Consider the following 18,730-nt stretch of genomic DNA (forward strand, 5'->3'; position numbering starts at 1 on the left):
CTAACGCCAGGTTGACGGTCAGCAGGAGGGTGATGATCGGCAGCGCCAGCATCAGCCCGTTGAGGAAAATCAGCCCTGCAGCGCGGGTCAGCGCCAGAAACGCATTGCTGTTCACCGGATTTTCCCCAATCGGCAGCGTATGGAAGGTGTCCACCAGCATGGAGATGAGCCACAGATGACCGTTGAACGACAGAAACAGCAGCATGGCGAGCAGGTCGATAATGCGCGCCAGCACGGGCATGTTGAGATGACTGCCGGGATCGACAAACGTGGCGAACGATAACCCCATCTGCAGGCCAATCAGCTCTCCCGCGGTACGCACGGCGGCAAACGCGAGCTGCATGGTAAAGCCGACGGCAACGCCAATCATCACCTGCTGCAGAGCCACCCACACCGCGTTCGCCGAGAAAATCGGGATCTCCACCGGGGGAAGGGACGGGGCGACGATAATCGAGATGATAATGCCCAGCCCCACTTTGACACGCTTGGGGATCGATTTCTCACTGAGGATCGGGGCGGTGGAGACCAGCGCCATAATGCGCAGCATCGGCCAGAAATAGACGCCGAGCCACTGAACCCACTGGTCGCTGGTGAAGTGCAGCATCGTCAGATCAGCCGATGATATACGGCAGGTTGGTAAACAGGTTGCGCATATAGTCCAGCAACAGGTTCAGCATCCACGGCCCGGCGACAATAATCGCCACGAACACGGCGATGATTTTCGGAATGAACGACAGCGTCATTTCGTTAATCTGCGTGGCGGCCTGCAAAATACTGATAATCAGACCTGTCACCAGCGCGACAAGCAGCAGCGGTGCGGCAACGGCAATGGCGATTTTCATCGCTTCCGTGCCCATCATCATGACCGATTCGGGTGTCATTGCCGTTCCTTAACTGTAGAAGCTCTGCGCCAGCGAACTGACCAGCAGCTGCCAGCCGTCGACCAGCACAAAGAGCATGATCTTAAAGGGCAGGGCGATGGTCGCGGGCGGCACCATCATCATCCCGAGCGCCATCAGCACGCTGGCGATCACCAGATCGATAATCAGGAACGGAATAAATATGGTAAAGCCAATCTGGAACGCGGTTTTCAGCTCGCTGGTGACATAGGCGGGCAGAAGAATACGCATGGGTACCGCTTCCGGCCCCTGCAGCTCGCCGGTATTGGACAGACGGGCAAAGAGGGCGAGATCCGCTTCGCGCGTCTGGCGCAGCATAAATTCCCGCAGCGGCTGCGCGCCTTTATCCAGCGCCTCCTGCATGGAGATTTTATCTTCGCTGAACGGCTGATAAGCGTCGGTATAAATCTTATCGATCACCGGCGACATAATGAAAAAGGTTAAAAACAGCGCCAGCCCGAGCAGAACCTGGTTTGGCGGGGCGGACGGGGTGCCCAGGGCGTTTCGCAGCAGACCAAAGACGATGATGATGCGGGTGAAGCTGGTCATCATCAGCAGAATGGCCGGAATAAACGTCAGCGAGGTGATGAAAACCAGCGTCTGAACCGGAAGTGACCAGCTTTGGCCACCGCCCGCGAGCGGGGTAGATACCAGACCGGGCAGTTGCGCATAAACCGCGGGAGCAAACAGGCCAACGCCCGCAAGCGTCAGGGATAACAAACGGCGCATCAGGATCTCCCGGAACGCTTAAGCAAACTCTTCATGACGGACTGAAAATCCGCAGGGGCCTCTGCGCGCGCGTCCACCTCAACAGGGGCGGGCGGCAGTTTATGTAATACGTTGATGCTGGAGGCCGTGACGCCCAGGACCAGACGCGCATCTTCCACCTCGACGATGACCACGCGTTCACGTGGCCCGAGCGTGGTGCTGGCGCTGACTTTCAGGCCGCGGGTGCCGGCGGTTTTACCCGCCAGACCAAAGCGCTTCGCCAGCCAGGCGGCGATAAGAATAAAGGCAATAATACCGAACAACGCCCCACTCACCTGGAGCAGAGGTGAACCGGGGACGGCAGAAGGTTGCGATAGTGTTGCCTGGGTTTTCATGCTTAACGGCTCAGTCGACGCATACGTTCAGACGGGGTAATGATGTCGGTGATACGTACGCCGTATTTATCGGCAACCACCACTACCTCACCCTGGGCAATCAGATAACCGTTGATCAGAATATCCAGCGGTTCACCGGCCAGACCGTCAAGGGCGACCACGGAACCCTGCGTCAGGCGCAGCAGCTCTTTAATGGTCATCCGGGTGCGGCCCAGTTCAACGGTCAGCTTAACCGGGATGTCCATAATCAGGTCGATGTCCTGCAGCGTGCCGCTGACGTCACCGCCGCCAAGCTGCTGGAAGACGGCATCCGCCGCACTTTTGCTCGGGGTCGCTTTTTGCTCGTTTAACGCGTCAGCCCACAGATCGTCCAGTGCTCCGCTGTTTTCATCGGACGGATTGTTCATGTCACTCATTTGGGCTGTTCCTCATTCAGCGAATTCAAAATCGGGTTGATCAAGTGCTCAACGCGTAACGCATACTGACCGTTAATCGTGCCGTACTGGCTTGTCAGCACGGGGACACCATCCACATGGGCAATAATGCGGTCGGGTTTTTCTATCGGCAAAACATCACCGGGTTGTAATTTCAGGATCTGGGATAACCGCAGCGGGATATCGGCGAAGCTCGCCACCAGCTCAAGCTGTGAATGCTGGACCTGGCGGACCAGGTTTTCACGCCAGTTCTGGTCTTCGTTGCGGGAGTTCTCCAGCGGCGGGTTGACCAGCAGCTCGCGCAGCGGTTCGATCATGCTGAACGGCAGGCAGATATTGAACTCACCGGTCAGGTTACCGATCTCCACGTGGAACGGGGTGTTCACGACGATATCGTTCGGGGAGGTGGTGATATTGGTAAATTTCACCTGCATCTCAGAACGGACGTACTCCACTTCCAGCGGGTTGATCGCTTTCCACGCGTCGCTGTAAGACTCCAGCGCCAGCTTCAGCATGCGGTTAATGACGCGCTGTTCGGTGTGGGTGAATTCACGACCTTCTACTTTGGTCGGGAAACGCCCGTCGCCGCCGAACAGGTTATCCACCGCGATGAACACCAGGCTTGGGGAAAACACCACCAGACCGGTGCCGCGCAGCGGCTTCAGATGAATCAGGTTAAGGTTGGTTGGCACCGGCAGATTGCGGGCAAACTCATGATACGGCTGAATGCGGATCGCACCGACCGTGATATCCGGGCTACGACGCAGCAGGTTAAACAGCCCCATACGGAACTGACGTGCAAAACGTTCGTTAATGATCTCCAGCGCCTGCAGACGTTCACGTACCACGCGACGCTGGGTATTCGGGTCATAGGGGCGAATATCGCTATCGCCGCCAATACCCGGTTGCGGATCGTCACTCTTATCGCTGTCGCCGTTGAGCAGCGCATCGATTTCTGCCTGAGAAAGAATACTGTCGCCCATGTCGTTACCGCAGAATGAAAGCTGTGTACAGAACGTCAGTGACTTCCTGCTTAGGTTGACCATTTACCAGCGGGGTCGCCAGCGTTTGTTTAATGGCATCGACCAGCTTTTGCTTGCCAACATCGGTGGCCAGCGCCGAAGCGTCCTGACGAGAGAACAGCAGCAGAAGGCGGCTGCGCACCTCCGGGAGATAATCATTCAGACGCGCGCGGGTGGCTTCATCCTTCAGGCGCAGCGTAATACCGACATACAGCACACGGTCCGCATCACCGAGATTCACGGTGAAGGTGTCCAGAGGGAAAAATACCGGCGCCGGCGGCGGTGCAGGTTCGGCCTTGGCCGCAGCGGTTGAAGGTTCCTGCTGCATACGCCAGTAACTATAGCCCGCGGTAGCGCAGGCGGCGAGCGTGATCAACACCAGCAGCGGGATCCAGATGGAACGCTTACTTTTTTTGGTGATAGCGGAGTCAGTCATCTGATACGAGCTTCCTGTTTCGGTACAGCTTAATAAGGTGATTATCCCGTGTCCTGCTGTCGTCAAAGCGTGGAAAAGACGGGGATAATCACGCTACCTCTGGCGTTTAGGCGAAGATGTCTACGGCACCGTTACCGCGCGCGGCGGATTGCAGGGCCGCAGGGACAGGCAGAAGCTCATCGCTCTCTTCATTAAAACCGCCGGTGTTGCCGGAACGCGAAGCCTGATGCTGCTGGGAGGAGGAATGCTGCTGCCCGGCAAAGCTCTCGCTGCTGACGCTGCTTTGCGACAGCTGAATGCCGTTCTCCGCAAGCGAGGTCCGCAGGACCGGCAGGGCTGCCTCCAGTGCCGCACGGACATGGCTGTGAGCAGAAACCATCTGCAGCTGCGCCTGGTTATCGTCCAGTTTAAGTGAAATTTGCACCTGACCCAGATCTTCCGGGTGCAGACGCAGTTCCGCGGTCTGCTGGCCCTGCTTAGTGAACAGCGTGATGTGCTGGCTCAGGGATTGTTGCCATTCGTGGGTACCCAGCGGCTGACTTAACACCGGCGCGGTGGCAACGGTAGCGGCAGGCTGGCTGGTCGCATGGCTGGAGACGATCGGTGCCAGGGTGGCCGTCGGCGACGAGGAGGATGAACTGGCGAGGTCCTGCTTCTCTGCGCTGGCGGTCACAACCGGTGCTGCCGGCGCGTTGGCAGGCAGCGCCGGATCGCTGTTTGTCATCTGCGTCTGGCTTTGATAAGGCGTCGTTATCTGCGCTTTTTCATGGCCGCCCTGCGCCGCGTTCAGCAACGGCTGGGTCGCACCGTTTTGGGCACGCGTTGCGGAACCCAGCGCCGACGGTGCGGTAATATCGTTACGCTCTGTCGCCTGGACGGTGCGGGTCTGCTGGTGCGGCAGCATGGCCATCAGCGCGCTTAATCCGGCCAGTTCCTCTTCGCTCAGCTCGCTTTTGCCGTCATCTTTGCTGTTGACCGCATTGAGCGCTTTCAGGGCATCGCCCTTCGATACCGGCACCAGCCCGGAAACCAACGTTTCAGGCGAGATGACAGGCGTGGCTTCCTCGCCATTCAGTGTCGGCTGACGCGCGAGCAGGTCAGCAATTTTAGCCTGCAGAGCGGTATCGCCTTTGGCGTCCTGAGCCACTTTAGAGAGCTTGCTGTTGGCAGCTTTCAGGTCCGCCAGGGTCAGCGGCGCATCGTTGCCCTGGCCCGTTGCCTCCGTCAGGGCGCCCGCCAGCAGAGAGAGAAAGTCTTGCGCACCCTCGGTGCCTTTCCCTGTCTGCGTGCCGCCTGCGAGCTCGCTGTCGCTCATCAGCAGTTGTTGCAGTGTGATCATTCCGGTTTCCTCATTGATGCGCGCTGGGCAAACTCATCCATTTTCTTCTGATCCAGACGGTTTTCCGCCAGGGTCGTTGCGGCGATCTGCCGGTCCTGTAAGGTCTGCCAGGCCTGCAGTCGCTGCTTCTTCTCACGCCAGAAATTCAGCGCAGTATCGACTTTTTGGGTCCACTGGTTCAGCTGCTGGCGATGCTGTTCTATCGCCTTCTCCAGCGTCTGGATAAACTGCTGATAGTTAATCCAGCGCTGGCTGCCAATGCCCTGTGTCATATCGGTATTGAGGTTGGTGCGATATTCATGCTGATAGTCGATTAACATCTTCAACTGTTCTTCAGCCTGCTGGCACCCGCGTCGCATTGCGCCAAGCTGCAATGCGGCATCATCAACTTCTTTTTCTGCCAGATCTTTCAGCGTTGATAACGCGCTGTTTTGCGCCATGACCTTCGCCCTCCACCTGTGTTACACCTGCGGGAAAATTAGCTCCAGTGCCTGAATGGAATCTTCCCAGTCGGCGCGTTCAAAAATGCCTTGTTGTAAAAATGCCTCCAGCTGCGGCCACAGGTTAATCGCTTTGTCGAGCATCGGGTCGCTGCCTTTGGCATACGCCCCCACGCTGACCAGATCGCGGTTACGCTGGAAGCTGGAGAGGAGTTGTTTGAAGTTACGCACGCGGGCGTAGTGCTGCTCGGTTATCAGCGCCGTCATTGCACGGCTGATAGAAGCCTCAATATCAATGGCCGGATAGTGCCCGGCTTCGGCCAGACGACGCGACAGCACAATATGACCGTCAAGGATCGCACGCGCGGAGTCGGCAATCGGATCCTGCTGGTCATCGCCTTCCGTCAGCACCGTGTAAAACGCGGTGATAGAGCCGCCGCCGCTGATGCCGTTCCCCGCACGCTCAACCAGGGCAGGGAGTTTGGCAAAGACCGAAGGCGGGTAACCTTTGGTGGCCGGTGGCTCACCGATGGCCAGCGCGATTTCACGCTGCGCCATCGCGTAACGGGTCAGGGAGTCCATGATCAGCAGCACGTGTTTGCCGCGGTCCCGGAAATCTTCGGCGATACGGGTGGCGTACGCGGCACCCTGCATGCGCAGCAGCGGGGAAACATCCGCCGGTGCGGCGATAACCACCGAACGGGCACGGCCTTCCGCACCCAGAATGTTTTCAATAAAGTCTTTTACTTCACGACCACGCTCGCCGATCAGCCCCACGACGATCACATCGGCCTGGGTGTAACGCGCCATCATGCCGAGCAGGACCGATTTACCTACGCCTGAGCCGGCGAACAGACCCATACGTTGCCCACGACCAACGGTCAGCAGGGCGTTAATCGGGCGCACGCCGGTATCCAGCACATGCTCGATAGGGGTACGCTGCAGGGGGTTAAACGGTTGGGTGATCAACGCGCCGGTTTCGGTGGTGTCCGGGGAGGGCAGTCCGTCGAGCGGTTTGCCGCTGCCATCCAGCACGCGACCCAGCAGGGCCGGACCCAGCGGCAGCTGTTTCCCGCTCTGCAGTCCATCGCCGGTGATGTTTTTGGCATACACGCGCGCGCCGGGCAGGATGCCTTCCACCTCTTCAAGCGGCATCAGAAACAGACGCTGGCCGTTAAATCCGACCACTTCGCTTTCCACTTCCCGCGTTTCCTGGCCATCCTGACGCTCAATCACACAGGTCGCGCCCAGCGGCAGCTGCAGGCCAGTGGCTTCCAGCACCAGGCCGGTGGCGCGGGTCAGTCGGCCATAACGACGAACAGATGGCAGCTGCGCCATCTTCGTCTCAAAGTTGTCGAGGGTATTGAGCCAGCGGGTGAGGCGTGCGGTCATCAGACGACTCCCGGTGCCGCCAGGCGACACAGTTCCTGCCAGCGGGTGGCGACGCTGGCGTCCAGGTCACCCTCATCGGCAGAGACTTTACATCCGCCGTGATGTAGCGTCGGGTCACCGCGCAGACGCCAGCCGTGCAGGCTCAGCGTGGCGCCCAGACTCTCTTCCACGCGCTGCAGGTCGTCCGGATGGACGCGCAGCTGCGGCTTCCCGCTAAACAGCGGCTCCTGCTGCAGCAGGCCCTGAATTTGTTTAATCAGCGCCGTGTTATCTACCACCGGTGTCTGGCCGATCACCTGACGGGCGGCTTCCAGCGCCATCTGCATCAGGCGCGAGGCAATGACGCTGTCCAGCGCGTCCAGCGTATGCTGAAACTCGCTGACCAGCTGCTGCATACGGGCATGGAGCGGCGCCTGCTGCTGGCGCGCCTGATCGATGCCGTGCTCTAACCCTTTCGCCAGACCTTCCTGGTATCCCTGCTCGTGGCCTTTCTGACGGCCTTCGTTCAGACCGGCATTATAGCCCTGCTCATGCGCCTGCATTTGCAGCTGAGCCAGCATCTGTGCCTGCTGTTCTTCTTCACTCAGCTCGGGCTGTTCGACGTCCGGGTCACTCTCCTCGGTCTGAATCACGGCTGGCGTGAACTCGGAGAGGGGAGGGGCCAGATCGTCCGGCGTCCAGCGCTTCCACGGCAGCTCATTAGACATAGGTGTCGTCTCCGCTGCCAATCACCATCTCGCCGGTTTCTGCCAGACGACGAACAATAAGCAGGATAGCTTTCTGTTCGTTTTCCACCTGAGACAGACGAACCGGGCCGCGGTTGGCAAGGTCGTCGCGCAGGATATCCGCCGCACGCTGGGACATGTTGCGCAGGAACTTCTCGCGCAGCGGCTGCTCGGCACCTTTGAGGGCGATAAGCAGCGACTCGGAATCCACTTCCTGGAGCAGGCGCTGGATGCTGCGGTCGTCCACTTCGACCAGGTTTTCGAACAGGAACATCTCGTCGATGATTTTCTGCGCCAGCTCGCCGTCGAATTCGCGAACCGCGGTAATAACCGCCTCTTCCTGCTGGGTTTTCATCAGGTTGATGATCTCTGCCGCCGTTCTCACGCCGCCCATTTTGCTGCGCTTGAGGTTCTGGCCGTCGAGCAGGTTGTTCAGCACTTCGGTCAGCTCCGCCAGCGCGGCCGGCTGGACACCGCCGAAGGTCGCGATACGCAGCATCACGTCGTGACGCAGACGCTCTTCGAACAGCGCCAGAATATCGGCTGCCTGGCCACGTTTGAGGTGGACAAGAATGGTCGCGATAATCTGCGGGTGCTCGTCGCGAATAAGGTCGGCGGCGCTCTGCGGCTCCATAAAGTTAAGCGTTTCGATACCGCTGGCGGTATCGCGCGTTTCCAGAATATCTTCCAGCAGGCTGGCGGCACGCTCTTCGCCCAGGGCCTTGACCAGCACGGAGCGCAGGTAGTCGTTGGCGTTGACGTTGAGAGCGGCAAACTGTTCTGCTTCCTGCTCAAACTCCGACAGCACTTCGGTCAGCTGTTTGTTGGAGATCTGACGCACGTTGGCCATTGCCGCACTCAGAATTTGCACTTCCCGCTGGGAGAGGTGCTTAAACACCTCTGCCGCGCGATCTTCGCCAATGGTCATCAGCAGGATGACGCTTTTATCGGTGCCCGTAAGCGTATTACTCATGTTCGTTACCCATCCACTGGCGGATGACCAGCGCCACGACGCGCGGATCGTTATCTGACATTTCGCGAATGCGCTGGCTCATCACCTCAGCGCCCATGCGCTGGTTAGCACGGCGCTGCTGCATCTGCTCGTCTTTGCTGAGACGAACTTCAACCGCTTCTTCCACTTCCTGACGCGCGCTCATCTGTTCGCGAGCCGCTTTCTCGGCTTCTGCACGACGCTGAAGCTGAGGACGAACGCCCTTACGCCACAGCAGCCACGCGACAATCAGCACCAGCAGCCAGCGACCTGCGGACATCAGCTGGTCGATAAACGCCTGCTGTTGCCAGAACGGCAGTTCACCACCGGTCTCTTCAACCGAGTTGAACGGTGAGTTCACCACGTTGAGGCTGTCGCCACGCTTCTCGGAGTAACCCATCGCTTCACGGGTCAGGTCTTCGATCTGCTTCATCTGCTCGGCGGTCAGCGGCAGCGGTTTGCCATTCGGCAGCGTTTTGTAGTTCACCACCACGGCGACGGACAGGCGCTGAATATCACCGACGTTCAGTTTGGTATGGCGAATCGTGCGGTCCACTTCATAGTTCGTGGTTTCGTTACGGCTGCTGGTACGCGGACCGGCGTTACTGGTTGTAGAGGTTGTCTGCTGATTCTGCTGACCGTTCTGCTGATTGGCCGGCGGGGTAGAGATCGGCGCCGCGTTTGCCGGGGCAGGCTGGTTAGAGAGCGCACCCGGTACGCCGCCAGGATAAGCACCGCCAATCTGCTCGTTAGAGTTGATCTGGCGCGAACGCATGACCGCCTGAGAGGCATCGCCGTTCGGGCTGTACTGCTCTTCGGTCTGTTCTTTATTAGAGAAGTCGATCTGCGCGGTGACCTGCGCGTGCACGTTGCTGTTGCCCACCACCGGGCCGAGGATCGCTTCGATACGACGCTGGAGACGGCTTTCCACATCGGCGGCATATTTCAGCTGCGCATCATTCAGATCGCGACCGGCGGTATTGGATTGCGTCAGCAGATGGCCACTCTGGTCGACCAGCGTCACGTTACCCGGCGGCAGACCGGCGACGGCGCTGGAGACGAGATGCGTCACCGCGCTGATTTGCCCTTCGTCCAGCGCGCGGCCAGGTTCAAGGTTCACGGTCACGGAAGCGGAAGGCGATTTCTGCTCACGGACAAATAAGGAGGGTTTAGGCATCGCCAGGTGCACACGGGCACTCTTCACCGGGCCTAAGGTTTCAATGGTGCGGGCCAGTTCACCTTCCAGCGCACGCTGGTAGTTCACCTGCTCGCTGAACTGGCTGATACCGAATTTTTCCTGATCCAGCAGCTCAAAGCCCACCGCGCCGCCTTTCGGCAGCCCCTGCTGAGCCAGACGCAGACGGAGTTCGTGTACCTTATCCGCAGGCACTTCCAGCGCGCCCCCGTTATCGGCGAAGCGATAAGGGATGTTCATCTGGGTCAACTGGGTGACGATGGCGCCGCCATCCTGATCGGAAAGGTTACTGTAGAGCGTCCGGTAGTCAGGGCTCTTCGCCCACAGGACCATCGCTACAAGGATCGCAATTGCGGCAGCGCCTGCCACGATCAACGGGATTTTAGGATTCGCGCGAAGGCGGTTCATCCACTCGAGTGATTTATTTTGCGGCGCTGTCGATGCTGTAGCACTCATTGCGCACCTCTTAAATCCTGGTGGTTTACGTTATTCGTGTAGAGAAACAAAACTGACTCCCGGGTCGGCAAACACGACAAAAGTTCCATATTGATGGCCCTGCCATTATTTGATGATTCGTGATTTTCTATGCGTCAAATAACCTGGTTTTTTAACGCTATTTACCGCCATTATCTTATTGACAAGCTGTTAGTCTTGACCGCGTAAAAAACCATCCAGGGGAGAGTCATGGCTATTCAGGGTATTGAAGGGGTTATTAGTCAGCTGCAGGCAACCGCGATGACGGCCCGTAATCAGAATGTGGCAGAACAGCAGCGGGGTATTAGCTTTGCCGGGCAACTGCACGCCGCGCTTGACCGTATCAGCGATACCCAGACCGCCGCGCGCACGCAGGCCGAGAAGTTCACCCTCGGCGAGCCGGGCGTGGCGCTAAACGATGTGATGACCGATTTGCAAAAAGCCTCGGTCTCCCTGCAGATGGGGATCCAGGTGCGTAACAAGCTGGTTTCCGCCTATCAAGAGGTGATGGGGATGCAGGTCTAAGACCTGGCGATCTTCGCTGGCAGCCTTAGCGCTTTAATGCCACAATATTTTTTTCTTCGAATGCAGGAAAGATGATGAAAAAAATAGCAATTGCTGGCGCGCTGCTGGCACTGACCGGATGCGTTCAGGTAGATAACTATCAGGACGTGATTAAGCATCCGGTCCCGGCACATCTGGCGGGATACTGGCAGTCAAAAGGGCCGCAGAGCAAAATGGTCAGCCCGGAGGCGATTGCCACGTTAGTGGTGACGGAGGAGGGCGATACGCTGGACTGCCGTCAATGGCAGCGCGTGATTGCCGTGCCGGGTAAAATCATGCTGCGTTCAGACAGCTATTACAACGTGACCCGCAAGCTGGATATCTATCCGCTGGAGCGCGATGGCTCGGTGCTGGAGTACGACGGCATGGAGCTGCAGAAGGTCGACCGCCCAACGGTGGAGTGTGCCGATTACCTGAGCAAAAATCCGCTGGAGAGTAAGCTGCCCTAAGGGTAAAAGCAAAACGGCAACCTCGTTGCCGTTTTTGGTGTTTGCGCCCTCTCCCTGTGGGAGAGGGACGGGGTGAGGGCATCAGGCCGCACGTTTCCCGTTCTACAACGCATCCTCAATCACCCACACGCTGACGCTTCCTCCTTTACAGGTAAACGTCCCTTCGCCATCCGCTGCCGTGGTGATGGTTTCTTCGCGATTGCCGAGAAAATCACGCCAGGTTTTATTACCGTAGTTTTCCCCAAGACAAATCACTTTTTCGCCGTCGTCGCCGTTCGACATCACCACCACGCAGCCAGGATCGTCATCGGTGCCGCTGCGGCTGAAGGCGATACAGTTAGGATGGTCAAAAAAGAGCGTCTGCACGCCGTGGGCAAAACGCTGGCGAGCGAGGATCAGCTCATGAAGCTGCTCAATCACTGGCATATCAATATGGTACGTTTCACCGTCTCCCCCGGTATCGTCATAGCTGGCGCCGAAGAGATCGGGATAGAAGACGCTCGGTACACCGTTTTCCCGCAGCAGGATCAACGCGTAGGCCAGCGGTTTAAACCAGGCCTCGACCGGTGCTTCCAGCGCCTGCAACGGCTGGGTGTCATGGTTGGCAACCAGCGTCACCGCATGGAACGGATCGGCTTCCACCAGCGTGCCGGTGAAAATCTGGCGCATGTCGTAATCCCGCCCCTGACGTGACGCTTCGTGGAATTTCATCTGCAGGGGGGCATCAAAGAGCATGGTTTTGCCCTCGACCTGATCGATATAGGCCTGAAGCTTATCCACCTCGTGGGACCAGTATTCCGCCACGATAAATAACGGCTGGGCGGCGACTTCCTGAACGTGCTCAATCCACTCTTTGTAGAACCAGGCGGGGATGTGTTTCACGGCATCCAGACGAAAACCGTCGCAGCCGGTTTGTTCCATCACCCAGCGGGCCCAGTATTTGATCTCCTCGGTCACGGCGTGATTGCGAAAATCGATATTCTCGCCCATCAGATAATCGAAGTTACCCATCTCATCATCAACCTGATCGTTCCAGCCGTCGCCGGTGTAGTCGTTGACGATTTTAAAGATGCCGTCTTCATCGGGGTTTTCTATATGGTCGACGCCGCTGAAGCATTTGTAATCCCAGATGAACTGCGAATATTGCCCGGCGCGGGCAGGGAAGGTGTAGCGGGTCCAGGCTTCGCACTCAATGACTTCATCATCAATTTGCGTGCGGTCCTGCTCATTCACGCGCTGAACGCGAACAGGCTCTTTTTCGTCGGCCCCCATTTTGTGATTCACCACCACATCCAGCAGGACGGCAATGTTGTTGCTTTTGAGGGCGTCGATGGCCTCCAGCAGCTGCGCTTTGTCGCCGTATTTGGTGGCAACGCTGCCTTTCTGGTCAAACTCGCCAAGATCGAACAGGTCATACGAATCATAACCCACTGAATAACCCCCGGACGCGCCTTTATAAGCAGGGGGTAGCCAGATCATGTTGATGCCGATTTCGTTAAGGTTGGGGGCTAATGCCGTGACTTCTCGCCACAATTCACCGCCTGCGGGGTAATACCAGTGAAAGCATTGTAACAGGGTGGGGTTTTTCATCATCCTTGCTCCAGAAGCCGGTTAGCTGACTTCTGGAGTATGGATGAAGAAATCATAATTGTGTGTCGCGGGTCAAACTTTCTGGATAAAGAATATTCCCTGACAGCTTTCCATAGGTAGACGTGATGGATTGCTGTTTACCGGTTTGATCAATCAGGCTGCGCAGCTCGTCCATGCGGACTTTCAGCAACGCCTTTAGCGCATTCTCATTTTCGAGGATCATTTCCAGCAGCGCACGCGCTTGCTCAACCTGAGCCGGAGGGCATGACATGATGGGCGTTTGAGAAATCCTTTCCACCAGTTGTACGTAATGCATTTCCTGCTCGATAAGCGCATCCCATTGACCAGAATGTGCAAGATTTAGCATAGCAATGCTCTGAGCATGTAACGCCTGCCAGTGGCTAAGCGCTGCGCTGGGAGTATTCATCAAAATTATCCTGAAATAGAGGACGCATTGGGGCCGATTTGCTTCCATGCATCCGCAATGTTGTTTAATAAACCCTCGACTTCAACAATTGCGTCAACGTCATTACTGACATTCGCCAGCAACAAACGTCGAACCATATATTCGTACAAGGAGGCAAGATTACCCGACAACTCGCTCTCAACCTCCATGTTCAGTCCTGCTTTTAAACCGTTGTCGATGATGTTGATGGCTTTGGATAACGCTTCGCCTTTTTCACGAATTTGTCCGGCTTCCAGGAACAAACGCGCGCGGACAAGGGCGCTATGCGCCCCGTCGAACAACATGACAATCAGCTGGTGTGGACTGGCATTCATAACTGCGCTTTCGACTCCTATCTGCTGATAGGATTGAACACCAGAGGTGTTATACATATCCACTCCTCAATGCGACGACTATTTCTGTGAGAACTGTTGGGTCAGGTAGTTAGCCGTACTGGTCATTTTGGTGACTAATACGTCCAGGCTGGTGAACTGCGTTTTGTAACGCGCCATGGTCGCTTCAATTTGGGCATCCATGGCATCGTAACGTTCACCCAGCGTTTTCAGCGTTTTGTTGATCCCGTCTTTCGCGTTCTGGATCACCCCGGCGCTGCCGGTACTGGTGCTGAGCATGGAGGTCAGCGTGTTATTCATCTGGGTCGCCATGCCGGTTTTCTTTCCGTCACCGACGAAATACTGCTGTACGGCGTTCGGGTTGTCGGTCAGCGCTTTTTTCAGCTTATCGGTATCCACTTTCAGGTTACCGACAGTGCCGTCCGCGCCTTTCACCGGATCCTGGGTAATCCCCAGCTGGGCCATGATCTGAACCGAGCCGGCCTGGACTTCGGTAAGCAGACCGCGCAGCTGAGACTGGATCCCACGCACGTTTGCATCACCGACCAGCGCGCCGTTGCTGGTGGACTGGCTGCCCGAACCGGCATCAACCGGAACGTACTTCGTCAGGCTGTTAATCGTGGACTGCAGCGAGTTGTACGCCGTAACCCAGTCGGTGATCGCTTTCTGGTTGGCATCCGTTGCGCGTGTAATCTCAAGGGTTTCATCCGCTTTGCTCTCAGCCTTCACCGAGAAGGTGATCCCAGGCAACGCATCGGTAATGGTATTCGACTGACGCTCGATCGAAATGTCGTTCACCACCACAATGGCGTTCTGTGCGGTGGTGTTCACCGTCAGGGCACCCGTTTTGGTGGTTGAATCGTAGCCAATTGCGCTTTGCAGCTTGTCATCGCCGGTCACGGTGATGGTCATCGCCCCATCCGTACCGGTGGTTTTTGATGACAGCATCAGGCGGTAATCACCGTCTTTCGCTTTAATCACGCTGGCGGTGACGTTGCCGTTCGCCTTATTAATCGCACTCGCGATCCCTGCCAGGGACGTATCGCCATCCGCCAGGGTCACCTCTAAAGGTGTCTTGGTACCCGGCTGGGTGATGGTGATTTTACGCGTCGTCCCTGTCGTATCGCCCAGCAGATCCGTGTTGTTGGCATAGGAGCCCGTCGTGAGCGCCTGTGCTTTTGCCACCTGGTTGACGTTGACAACATAGGAACCTACGGACGCGTCCGCCGTGGTTGTGGCAGTAAAGGCCGTGTTAGTGCTGGAAACGGACGTTGAGTTCCAGGTGGTTGCTTTACCCAGCGCAGCCGTCGCAGTCTGCAGCGAAGTCATGGCGCTCTGCAGTTTGCCGTAAGCGCTTAACTGTGCGTTATACGTTGATTGCTGGGAAGTAATCGTCGTCAGCTTGGTTTTCTCTGCTGCTTCCAACTGATTATATAAATCCCCGAGTCCTGCAGAACCTATCCCGAGGTTGCTGATAGTAGCCATGCATATTTTCCTTAAAATACGAAAGTAGTTCAGGACTCTTATCGGCCTCTTAACGCAAAAGTTTACGATGGTGAGAAAAAAATAATCCACAGAATAGACACGTCCTGGCGGGGTTAATGAAAGGATTGCACTTTAGGCACGCGATACGCGTATTAAAAACGGGGATAAACAAGCGTCCTGTTGATCATCTTTTTATGCATTTAAAAAGCGTAAATAATATTCCCCTGGCGGGCCTTAATGGCTTTTTTAAAAATAAAATCGTTGTAAAACAGTACGTTATAATTTTTTCAAAATTGGTTCTAAAGTCTTTTGGGGACCCGTCGATAACCTTGTTGACGGTGAGAGACGCTGTGAGTGTTAGGCACCGGACCTAAAACCCAATTTTTGAAGGAAAGAAAATTATGGCAGTTATCAATACTAACCTGTTGTCCCTGACTACTCAGAACAACCTGAACAAATCTCAGTCTTCTCTGGGCACTGCTATTGAGCGTCTGTCTTCAGGTCTGCGTATCAACAGCGCGAAAGACGATGCCGCTGGCCAGGCGATTGCAAACCGCATGACCTCCCAGATTAAAGGCATGAACCAGGCAGCACGTAACGCCAACGACGGTATCTCCATGGCGCAGACTGCTGAAGGTTCCCTGAACGAAATCAACAGCAACTTGCAGCGCATTCGTGAACTGACTGTTCAGGCAAAAAACGGCACCAACAGCGCAACTGACCTGTCTTCTCTGCAGGATGAAGTAAAAGCACGTCTGGATGAAATCGACCGTGTTGCAAGCAAAACTGACTTCAACGGCATCAAACTGTTGAACGGCACTGCAGGTGCTGCTGGTGTGGTTAAAATTCAGGTTGGCGTTAACGATGGTGACACCATCGATCTTGACCTGAAAGGTGCGCAAGCGGATATTGCGACTCTGAAAGTCGACACCCTGGACCTGACGACCCTGACCGGCTCCGAGTTGGACACCATTGACAAAGCTATCGCTAAAGTTGATACCGCTCGTTCTGGCCTGGGTGCTGTGCAGAACCGCTTCACTTCTGCCATCAACAACCTGAACAACACCTCTAACAACCTGTCCGCTGCTCAGTCCCGTATCCAGGACGCTGACTACGCAACTGAAGTTTCCAACATGTCCCGCGCGCAGATCCTGCAGCAGGCTGGTACTTCTGTTCTGTCTCAGGCAAACCAGGTTCCACAGACTGTTCTGTCTCTGCTGCGTTAATTTTACGCACGAAACCCCGCTTCGGCGGGGTTTTTTTATCTCTGCTATTTGAGAATCCGCCTGTGAAACAAATCAGTGTTACTCAACCAAAGCTGGTCGCAGATTTTTCATGTGTCGGTGGGGAATGCCGTGAACATTGTTGTCAGGGCTGGACCATCGCATTTGATAAATCCTCCGTTAACCGCTATCTGAACAGTAAAAATGTCGCGATTCGTCAGACGGCGAAAACGGCGATAAAAGTCACCAAAAAACACTATGGCCACTGGGGCGAAGTGATTTTCCGTACGGAAAGCAAAAATTGCCCGTTTATGGATACCGAAAAACTCTGCTCTATTCATAGCGCGATGGGTGCCCAGGCCTTAAGCCCAACCTGTTCGTCGTTCCCGCGGACAAGCCGGGTCTATAAAAATGAAATCGAAAAATCGCTCAATCTCTCGTGTCCGGAAGTGACCCGACTGCTGTTGAATGACCGGGACGCCATGTCAATGATGGAATCCATCAGCGTCCAGCAGGACGTCAATAATGCGCCGACGATTGATCTCCAGGCAAAAGTCATCAATCTCTTCTGTCAGAATATATTCAGCGTTGAAACGGTTTCCGTTGAAGAGCAGGTATACGCCGTAGTGAAATTCCTGATGGTGGCCGAAAAGCTCGACAATCTATCGGAGAATATCGGCACGCTCGAAACGGTTTATTTTTCACTGGTGAACGAACTGGTGAGCGGTAAAATCAAAACGGAGTTAAGCGGTTTTAATCAGAACTACAGTCTGAAATTCGCCTTAATCTCGCTGATTCAGAGTTACTTTACGAAGAAAGCAGGCGCCCGCGGCGGCGCGGTATTGAACCGTTATTTTACCCAGCTGTATCAACAATTTGAGTCTGTCGGTGATAGCGTACCGGCAGAGCAGGTGATGGAAAACATCGAGTCCGTCTGGCGCGATGCGGCGGGCAGCTACCTGGCCACCCATGACTATGTATTTAAGAACTTTTTTAAATATAAACTCTGGGAGCAGGGCTTCCCGCAAAACAATGGCCGCAGCATGTTGAATAACCTTTATTTAATCGTGGCGGAGTTCTATTTCCTGAAATCGTTACTGGCCGGGCAGGCCATCGTGGCGGGGAAAATTGAACAAGATAATATTATTGATGTTATTTACAGTTTTCACTCCCTGAGCCAGCATAATCAGGAAGCGGGAAAGCTCTTTCATCAACATATAGATAGCGTCAAACTGGGCGACGATCTTTCATTGTTACAACTGTTAATTTAGTGAAAAAAGTTGCCCCTGTTGTGGGCAACCTCAGAATAACCTCACTTTATCCCCCTTTTTCATCCAATTGAACGCCCTGCAGAATCGGATAATCATGCCGATAACTCAACTAACGCAGGGCTGTTTATCGTGAATTCACTCTATACCGCTGAAGGTGTAATGGATAAACACTCGCTGTGGCAGCGTTATGTCCCGTTGGTGCGTCACGAAGCATTGCGCCTCCAGGTGCGCTTGCCGGCGAGCGTGGAACTCGACGATCTGCTACAGGCGGGCGGTATCGGGTTATTGAATGCAGTTGACCGATACGACGCTCTGCAAGGAACGGCATTTACGACTTACGCAGTTCAGCGTATTCGTGGTGCGATGCTGGACGAGCTGCGCAGCCGTGACTGGGTACCGCGCAGTGTTCGCCGTAACGCACGCGAAGTGGCGCATGCGATGGGGCAGCTGGAACAGGAACTGGGACGCAACGCAACGGAAACCGAAGTGGCGGAACGTCTTGGCATTGCTGTTGAAGAGTATCGTCAGATGTTGCTCGATACCAATAATAGCCAACTCTTCTCCTATGACGAGTGGCGCGAAGAGCATGGCGATAGCATCGAGCTGGTGACGGATGAGCATCAGCAAGAGAACCCGTTACACCATTTAATGGAAGGGAATTTACGCCAGCGCGTGATGGAAGCGATTGACGCTCTGCCGGAACGCGAACAGCTGGTGTTGACCCTTTATTACCAGGAAGAGCTTAACCTCAAAGAGATTGGCGCTGTTCTGGAGGTGGGAGAGTCGCGGGTGAGCCAGCTGCACAGCCAGGCCATCAAACGCTTACGAACCAAACTGGGTAAGTTATAGGTGATTGATTCACCTTAAAAATGCCGCACAACGTATTGACAACCAGGAGTT

Annotated in this window: 22 protein-coding genes; 5 read left to right on the top strand and 17 right to left on the bottom strand. The window is 55.7% G+C overall.

All coding sequences use genetic code 11. From position 1 onward, the window contains the following. From fliR to fliF, 13 genes are all read right to left on the bottom strand, one after another. Positions 1–604, bottom strand: a 604-nt coding sequence (fliR, locus tag C5687_RS20220; protein WP_104557660.1) for a flagellar biosynthetic protein FliR, incomplete at its 3' end; no start/stop codon positions are given. 7 nt (positions 605–611) lie between these two features. Continuing rightward, the gene (fliQ, locus tag C5687_RS20225) at positions 612–881 is read right to left on the bottom strand and encodes a flagellar biosynthesis protein FliQ (RefSeq protein ID WP_008500315.1); all 270 of its coding nucleotides are present in this window, start codon (positions 879–881) and stop codon (positions 612–614) included. A gap of 9 nt (positions 882–890) precedes the next feature. After that, entirely contained in the window at positions 891–1,628 is a 738-nt protein-coding gene (gene fliP, locus C5687_RS20230) for a flagellar type III secretion system pore protein FliP (protein WP_008500316.1), read from the bottom strand. Beyond that, complete coding sequence (gene fliO, locus C5687_RS20235) at positions 1,628–2,002, bottom strand: flagellar biosynthetic protein FliO (protein ID WP_025759468.1); 375 nt, start codon at positions 2,000–2,002, stop codon at positions 1,628–1,630. The genes fliP and fliO overlap by 1 nt, the downstream gene beginning before the upstream one ends. A gap of 2 nt (positions 2,003–2,004) precedes the next feature. Continuing rightward, complete coding sequence (fliN, locus tag C5687_RS20240; RefSeq protein WP_025759467.1) at positions 2,005–2,418, bottom strand: flagellar motor switch protein FliN; 414 nt, start codon at positions 2,416–2,418, stop codon at positions 2,005–2,007. Continuing rightward, a complete protein-coding gene (gene fliM, locus C5687_RS20245; RefSeq protein ID WP_008500320.1) occupies positions 2,415–3,419 on the bottom strand; it encodes a flagellar motor switch protein FliM in 1,005 nt (334 codons plus the stop codon). The genes fliN and fliM overlap by 4 nt, the downstream gene beginning before the upstream one ends. A 4-nt stretch (positions 3,420–3,423) precedes the next feature. After that, on the bottom strand, positions 3,424–3,894 hold the full coding sequence (gene fliL, locus C5687_RS20250) for a flagellar basal body-associated protein FliL (protein ID WP_021241388.1): 471 nt from the start codon (positions 3,892–3,894) through the stop codon (positions 3,424–3,426). A gap of 106 nt (positions 3,895–4,000) precedes the next feature. After that, the gene (gene fliK / locus C5687_RS20255; protein WP_104557662.1) at positions 4,001–5,233 is read right to left on the bottom strand and encodes a flagellar hook length control protein FliK; all 1,233 of its coding nucleotides are present in this window, start codon (positions 5,231–5,233) and stop codon (positions 4,001–4,003) included. After that, positions 5,230–5,673, bottom strand: a complete 444-nt coding sequence (gene fliJ, locus C5687_RS20260) for a flagellar export protein FliJ (protein WP_014170734.1) — start codon at positions 5,671–5,673, stop codon at positions 5,230–5,232. Before fliJ ends, fliK begins: the two co-directional genes overlap by 4 nt. Before the next feature lie 21 nt (positions 5,674–5,694). Next, complete coding sequence (gene fliI / locus C5687_RS20265; RefSeq protein ID WP_045285403.1) at positions 5,695–7,065, bottom strand: flagellar protein export ATPase FliI; 1,371 nt, start codon at positions 7,063–7,065, stop codon at positions 5,695–5,697. Then, on the bottom strand, positions 7,065–7,772 hold the full coding sequence (gene fliH / locus C5687_RS20270; RefSeq protein WP_025759464.1) for a flagellar assembly protein FliH: 708 nt from the start codon (positions 7,770–7,772) through the stop codon (positions 7,065–7,067). Before fliH ends, fliI begins: the two co-directional genes overlap by 1 nt. Beyond that, positions 7,765–8,763 (bottom strand): flagellar motor switch protein FliG, encoded by a 999-nt coding sequence (gene fliG, locus C5687_RS20275; RefSeq protein WP_008500327.1) that lies wholly within the window; start codon positions 8,761–8,763, stop codon positions 7,765–7,767. Before fliG ends, fliH begins: the two co-directional genes overlap by 8 nt. Then, a complete protein-coding gene (fliF, locus tag C5687_RS20280; protein WP_059385097.1) occupies positions 8,756–10,432 on the bottom strand; it encodes a flagellar basal-body MS-ring/collar protein FliF in 1,677 nt (558 codons plus the stop codon). Before fliF ends, fliG begins: the two co-directional genes overlap by 8 nt. Before the next feature lie 228 nt (positions 10,433–10,660). Between fliF and fliE the strand changes: the two genes are divergently transcribed. Next, on the top strand, positions 10,661–10,975 hold the full coding sequence (fliE, locus tag C5687_RS20285; protein WP_104557664.1) for a flagellar hook-basal body complex protein FliE: 315 nt from the start codon (positions 10,661–10,663) through the stop codon (positions 10,973–10,975). 74 nt (positions 10,976–11,049) lie between these two features. After that, a complete protein-coding gene (yedD, locus tag C5687_RS20290; protein WP_025759923.1) occupies positions 11,050–11,463 on the top strand; it encodes a lipoprotein YedD in 414 nt (137 codons plus the stop codon). 102 nt (positions 11,464–11,565) lie between these two features. On the opposite strand, the gene amyA is transcribed toward yedD, so the two are convergent. The 4 genes from amyA to fliD are packed head-to-tail and all read right to left on the bottom strand — an operon-like array spanning position 11,566 to position 15,336. Then, a complete protein-coding gene (amyA, locus tag C5687_RS20295) occupies positions 11,566–13,053 on the bottom strand; it encodes an alpha-amylase (RefSeq protein WP_104557678.1) in 1,488 nt (495 codons plus the stop codon). 52 nt (positions 13,054–13,105) lie between these two features. Then, positions 13,106–13,480 (bottom strand): flagella biosynthesis regulatory protein FliT, encoded by a 375-nt coding sequence (fliT, locus tag C5687_RS20300; protein WP_045285399.1) that lies wholly within the window; start codon positions 13,478–13,480, stop codon positions 13,106–13,108. Positions 13,481–13,485: 5 nt separating this feature from the next. Continuing rightward, positions 13,486–13,890 carry a flagellar export chaperone FliS gene (gene fliS / locus C5687_RS20305; RefSeq protein ID WP_025912252.1) on the bottom strand — a complete coding sequence of 135 codons (405 nt, stop codon included), beginning with the start codon at positions 13,888–13,890 and terminating at the stop codon, positions 13,486–13,488. A 21-nt stretch (positions 13,891–13,911) separates the two neighbouring features. Then, positions 13,912–15,336, bottom strand: a complete 1,425-nt coding sequence (fliD, locus tag C5687_RS20310; protein ID WP_104557666.1) for a flagellar filament capping protein FliD — start codon at positions 15,334–15,336, stop codon at positions 13,912–13,914. Between the two features lie 401 nt (positions 15,337–15,737). Here fliD and C5687_RS20320 point away from each other — a divergent pair, with 401 nt between their 5' ends. From C5687_RS20320 to C5687_RS20330, 3 genes are all read left to right on the top strand, one after another. Next, positions 15,738–16,562 (top strand): flagellin N-terminal helical domain-containing protein, encoded by an 825-nt coding sequence (locus C5687_RS20320; RefSeq protein WP_104557670.1) that lies wholly within the window; start codon positions 15,738–15,740, stop codon positions 16,560–16,562. Between the two features lie 62 nt (positions 16,563–16,624). Then, a complete protein-coding gene (fliB, locus tag C5687_RS20325) occupies positions 16,625–17,830 on the top strand; it encodes a flagellin lysine-N-methylase (protein ID WP_104557672.1) in 1,206 nt (401 codons plus the stop codon). A gap of 129 nt (positions 17,831–17,959) precedes the next feature. After that, positions 17,960–18,679 carry an RNA polymerase sigma factor FliA gene (locus C5687_RS20330; RefSeq protein WP_025759917.1) on the top strand — a complete coding sequence of 240 codons (720 nt, stop codon included), beginning with the start codon at positions 17,960–17,962 and terminating at the stop codon, positions 18,677–18,679. Positions 18,680–18,730: the final 51 nt, after the last annotated feature.

This window comes from Enterobacter sichuanensis, assembly GCF_002939185.1.
Taxonomy (GTDB): Bacteria; Pseudomonadota; Gammaproteobacteria; order Enterobacterales; family Enterobacteriaceae; genus Enterobacter; species Enterobacter sichuanensis.